Source organism: Nonomuraea sp. MG754425 (assembly GCF_021699195.1).
Lineage (GTDB): Bacteria > Actinomycetota > Actinomycetes > Streptosporangiales > Streptosporangiaceae > Nonomuraea.
The window spans coordinates 1-4,794 of sequence record NZ_SSXE01000377.1 but is presented as its reverse complement, the minus strand read 5'-3'; the positions used below and the strand labels follow the sequence as shown (position 1 = coordinate 4,794).

The window sequence follows — 4,794 nt, the reverse complement described above, 5'->3', positions numbered from 1 at the left end:
CCGCCAAGGTGGACAAGCAACGACGTAACATCAAATACCTCCCCACGACGTCACGGTGGGGAGGTATTTGATGTTACGTCGTTGCTTGTCCACCTTGGCGGTCAGGGTGCCGATAGTCCGATTCAACCGGGTGCGTAGGGGGTGACGTCGATCGGCGGACGCTCGCCCAGGGCCAGCGCGGCGGCGATCTCGCCGGCGTACGGGCCCGCGGTCAGCCCGTACGCGCTCAGCCCCGTCGCCACCACCACCCGGTCCGTCAGCGGGCCGATCAGGGCGGAGCCGGGCGCGTACACAGGACGCAGCCCGACCCGCGCCTCCGTCACCGTGGCGCTGAGCAGCCCGGGGGCCACCTGGAGCCCCGCCTGGATCACCTCGTCCAGCCCGCCCATCGTGACGCGCGGCGAGAAGCCCACGTCCTCGACGGTCGCGCCGATCACCACCCGGGAGCCGGGGAACCCCAGCAGGTACGGGCCCATCCTGGGCAGGATGATCGGCCAGAACGCGGTGTCCACGCCCTCCAGCGTGGCGTGCAGGATCTGGCCGCGCCGCGGGAAGACCGGCAGCTCGACCCCCAGAGGGCGGCACGCCTCGCCGGTCCACGCGCCGGCGGCCACGATCACCGCGTCCGCCTCGATCGGGACGCCCTCGCCGGTCAGCCGCAACGCCTCCGGGCTCGCGGGCGCGGCGGTCGTGAGAGGGGCCGCCTGCCGCCATGACGTGGGCTCGCCGCCGTGCTGCTCCGTTCCCTGGACCGGCTCGCCGGTCGCCGGAGGCCGGCTCGGGACCTGCGACCCGGTCGCGCCGTCCTGGCCGGGGGGAAACAGCAGCACCTCGCCGGCGGGGGTGAGCGTGGCGACCCCCGTACGGACCTGCGCGCCCCCGGCCACGGCCGCCCGCAGCAGCGCGTCGCGCACCGAGCGGCCGTCCACCCGGGCCGCGCTCCACCAACGCCGGGTAGGCGCGGGCGCCCTCGCGGGTCAGGCGGTACCAGTCGTCGTCCTCCGGATGGTCCACCCACGGGCACACGATGCCCGCGCCCGCCTGCGTCGCCTCGCCCTGGCGGCAGGCGTCCAGGACGGTCACCGACACGCCCCGGCGGCTCAGGCGGTAGGCCGCGCCCGCCCCCACGATGCCGCTCCCGATCACCACAACACGCATGGTCACAATGATCGCAGCCGGGGCGTCCCAGGCCGACGACCGGACCGCGCCCTTGCCGTGCGGATACCCCCACCCGGTCCTCTCCGTGCCCGGTGCCCAGTGCCCGGTGCGCGGCCGGAGTGCCGGCGGAGGCGACCGGGGCCTGTCCGCATCGGCCCCGGTCGCCTCCGCCGCGCTCCGTACGATCGGACGCGGGCGCGTCAGGGGATCTTGTACTCCTGCGCCGGGCCGCAGTAGCTGAGCCCGACGGGCTTGTTGCTGTAGCGGCAGACCTGCACGACCACCCGGTCGATGCTCAGCAGCCCGTTGGACAGTTCGAAGGAGAACTTGACCTGCTCGTCATCGGCCTGCCGGGTCTCGCTGTCGACCAGGTCGGAGCCCCGGTAGCCGCTGATCGTGGCCTTGGTGTACATGTCGTCGGGCAGGCAGACGGTCGGGCCGGCCTCGTCGGAGACTAACCCCTCGACGGTGACGACCGGGCGGATGACCGGCCCGTCGTACCGTTCGAGCGTGCCCTCCGTGAACCCGCGGCGACACGAGTCACCCGAGTCCGCGGCGAAGGGCACCGCCTCGGCGGCCATGGCGGGGGAGGCGGCCAGCAGCCCGGTGGCGAGCACCGCGGTCATCGTCAACCCTGTGAGCAAACGCCCGGCGGCGGAGCCGTTCGTACAGCGCCAGCGCCTCGGCCTGCCGTCCGCACCGATCGAGCACGACCAGCAGCCGCTCCCACAACGACTCGCGCAGCGGGTGCAGCGCGGCCACGCCGAGCAGTTCGGCGACCAGCTCACCGTGCCTGCCCTCGGACAGCCCCAGGTCGGCCCGCCGCTCCACCGAGCCCAGGTGCAGTTCCTGCAACGACGGCGAGACGGTCGCGCGCAGCCAGTCGGAGTCGATCCCCTCGAACGGCGTGCCCCGCCACAGCCGGCCCGCCTCCTCCATCAGCTCCCGCTCCGCCGCCGAGCCGCGTGACCGGCCCGCCTCGGCCACCAGGCGGCGGAAGCGCAGCACGTCCACCTGGCAAGGATCGACGTCCAGGACGTAGCCGTCCGGCGTCGTGCGGATCGCCGCCCGGCCGATCGCGCGGCGCAGGCGGGTGACGTACGTCTGCACGCTGCGCCGCGTGTTGGCGGGCGGTTCGTCTCCCCACAACGCCAGCGCCAGCCGTTCCACCGTCACCGCTGCGCCCGCGGACACCGCCAGCACGGCCAGCAGCGTCCGCAGCCTGCCGGTGGTCAGCCGGACCGGCGTCCGGTCCAGCCGCACCTCCAGCGGCCCGAGCAACGAGATGTTCAGACCTCCTCCATCCATGCCGCCACTGTCCTCCCGCCGGCGGCCCCGGGCATCCGCCGCTCGGCGCTCCCGCCGCTACGCCACGGGCTGTAGCGGCGGGTCCCCGGAACCGCCCTGGGGAGTAGCCGGGCGGTCAGACGGACGTGCCGAGCCGCATGCTCTCCCTGACCTGCGGCGACAGGAACGACGCGCGCGGCCCGGCCAGCGCCGCGTCCATGCGCTCCGTCTGGCCCTTCGTGAACATGTACATGGAAGCGTCCTCGACGTAGTCCATGTAGTTCATGAACATGTCCCCGTTGGGGCCGTTGTTGCAGCTCAGCTTGGGGAAATCGGGGATGCCGCTGTTGTGCCCGGCCTGGTTGGGGGTGTCCTCGACGAAGTCGCTGCCCGAGCAGCCGTCGCCGTCGTCGCCCCAGATGTGGCGCAGGTTGAACCAGTGCCCGATCTCGTGGGTGGCGGTGCGCCCGCCGTCGTACGGGGCCTTGACCGTGCCGGTCGTGCCGAACGCGCTGTGCAGGATGACGAGCCCGTCGATCTCGGCGGGCCCGCCGGGGAAGGTGGCGAACCCGAGCGCGGACTTCAGCTCGCACACCCACACGTTGAGATAGCGGTCGGCGGGCCAGGCGTCGGCCCCGCCCCGGTCGGCGAACTTGACCGTGTGATCCGGCTCGAACACCTCGATCGAGGTCTCCTTCCGCACCACGCCGGAGGTGGGCTTGCCGTGCGGGTCGGTGTCGGCCAGCTTGAACTCCAGCCGCGCGTCGGCCACGACGTTCTTCCACACCTCCGGCACCTTGCCGACGTCGGGGTTGGTCCGCCGGAAGTCCTCGTTGAGCACCTTGAGCTGGCTGTCGATCTGCTCCTGGCTGATGTTCTGCTCGGGGGTGGCGTAGACGACGTGAACCACGATCGGAATGGTCACGACCTCCTCGCGGGCCGCCGTCCTGGCGTTCCTCCTGGCGAACGTCTCGTTCTCGATGGCGGCCAGCGCGACCGCGTACCGGGGGGTGGTGGCGAGGAGTTGGTGGTGGACGGGCATGGTCGCGCAACGATCGTTACTGGGCACGGGGGCTCCCTTTCCTGTTCACGAATCGGTCTTCACCAGCGCGTTCGTCTTCACGGGAGCGTTCGTCTTCACGGGAGCGTCCGTGTGCACGGGCGCGCGGGGGGCGAACGCCGGAGGGACCGGGGGACGCCGGACCACCCCGCTGGGCGACTGCACGCTTTCCGCATCCCTACCCTTCGCGTAGTCGTTCAACCACTCAGCGTGACGGACTTGAACCTCCCGCGACGGCAGGTCCTACGGTCATATCCGTGACCGACAGCAACGACGACAACGGAAGCGCCGAGCGCCGGTGGAGCATCGGCGAACTGGCCAAGGCCACCGGCGTGACCATCCGCACGCTGCACCACTACGAAGAGATCGGCCTGGTCCCGGCGAGCGAGCGCACCTCGTCGGGCCACCGCCGCTACACCGGGGCCGACCTGCGACGCCTCTACCGTGTCCGCGCGCTGCGCGGCCTCGGCCTGACCCTGGAGGAGATCGGCCGCGTCCTCGACCGCTCCTCCGACGACCTCCCGGCGCTGCGCGCCCTGCTCGGCGCGCAACTCGCCGAACTCGACCTGCAAGCCTCCCGCATCGGCCAGCTCAGAGAGCGGATCGGCGGCTTACTCACGCTCCTCGACCACGCCGTCATGCCCGACCCCGATCGGTTCATGTCCGCGCTGGAGCTGCACTCGGTCTACGAGTCCTACTTCGACCAGGAGCTACGCGACCACCTGGCCAAGCGGCGGGCCGAACTCGGCGAGGGCCGCATGGCCGGGTTCCGGGCCGAATGGCTCACCTTGCTGCGCGAGGGCAGGCGACACCTGCTCGACGGCACCCCCGCCGACGACCCGCGCGTCCAGGAGCTGGTCGCCCGGCTGGCGGCCATGACGGCGAACCTCCAGGTGGGCGACGAGGAGGTGGCCGGGCAGCTCAGAGACGCCGGCATGGCGCTGTGGCAGCGGGCGGGCGCCGAGGTCAGCGCGGAGGTCACCCGGCAGATCGACTGGCTGGAGGCCGACGAACTGCCCGCCGTCATCGACTACTTCCGGCGCGCCCGCGAAGCGGGGGAGCACACCTGACCGCTGTATGCCGGCTCTGCCGGGGTGGCCGGGCCGCGGCCTGTCGCGTCCGCGCGGGTGTCGTCCGCGTCGGTGCGTGATCGGTGCGGTCGGTGCCGGCCTGCTTTGACGGCCGGGGGCCGGCGGTGGGGCCTGCCGGCTGATGCCGCAGGTGATCGCGGCGCCGGCCCCGGACTCGGTGCGGGGGAGCGGCGGGTGGCCGTGTTCGGTGGTTGGGCG

Annotated in this window: 5 protein-coding genes and 1 pseudogene; 1 reads left to right on the top strand and 5 read right to left on the bottom strand. The window is 72.5% G+C overall.

Annotated features, from left to right (window positions below):
• Positions 1-122 precede the first annotated feature (122 nt).
• The 5 genes and pseudogenes from FAF44_RS52690 to FAF44_RS52675 all read right to left on the bottom strand — a co-directional run bounded on the left by FAF44_RS52690 (position 123) and on the right by FAF44_RS52675 (position 3,514).
• The gene (locus tag FAF44_RS52690; protein ID WP_237111037.1) at positions 123-929 is read right to left on the bottom strand and encodes an FAD-binding oxidoreductase; all 807 of its coding nucleotides are present in this window, start codon (positions 927-929) and stop codon (positions 123-125) included.
• Positions 930-950: 21 nt separating this feature from the next.
• Positions 951-1,158: pseudogene (locus FAF44_RS56595) on the bottom strand (FAD-dependent oxidoreductase); the annotation flags it as partial.
• 200 nt (positions 1,159-1,358) lie between these two features.
• Positions 1,359-1,784 (bottom strand): hypothetical protein, encoded by a 426-nt coding sequence (locus tag FAF44_RS52685; RefSeq protein ID WP_237111036.1) that lies wholly within the window; start codon positions 1,782-1,784, stop codon positions 1,359-1,361.
• The gene (locus FAF44_RS52680; RefSeq protein WP_237111035.1) at positions 1,699-2,466 is read right to left on the bottom strand and encodes a BTAD domain-containing putative transcriptional regulator; all 768 of its coding nucleotides are present in this window, start codon (positions 2,464-2,466) and stop codon (positions 1,699-1,701) included. Before FAF44_RS52680 ends, FAF44_RS52685 begins: the two co-directional genes overlap by 86 nt.
• Before the next feature lie 115 nt (positions 2,467-2,581).
• On the bottom strand, positions 2,582-3,514 hold the full coding sequence (locus tag FAF44_RS52675; RefSeq protein WP_237111034.1) for a zinc metalloprotease: 933 nt from the start codon (positions 3,512-3,514) through the stop codon (positions 2,582-2,584).
• 248 nt (positions 3,515-3,762) lie between these two features.
• Between FAF44_RS52675 and FAF44_RS52670 the strand changes: the two genes are divergently transcribed.
• A complete protein-coding gene (locus FAF44_RS52670) occupies positions 3,763-4,575 on the top strand; it encodes a MerR family transcriptional regulator (protein WP_237111033.1) in 813 nt (270 codons plus the stop codon).
• The last annotated feature ends 219 nt before the right edge of the window (positions 4,576-4,794 follow it).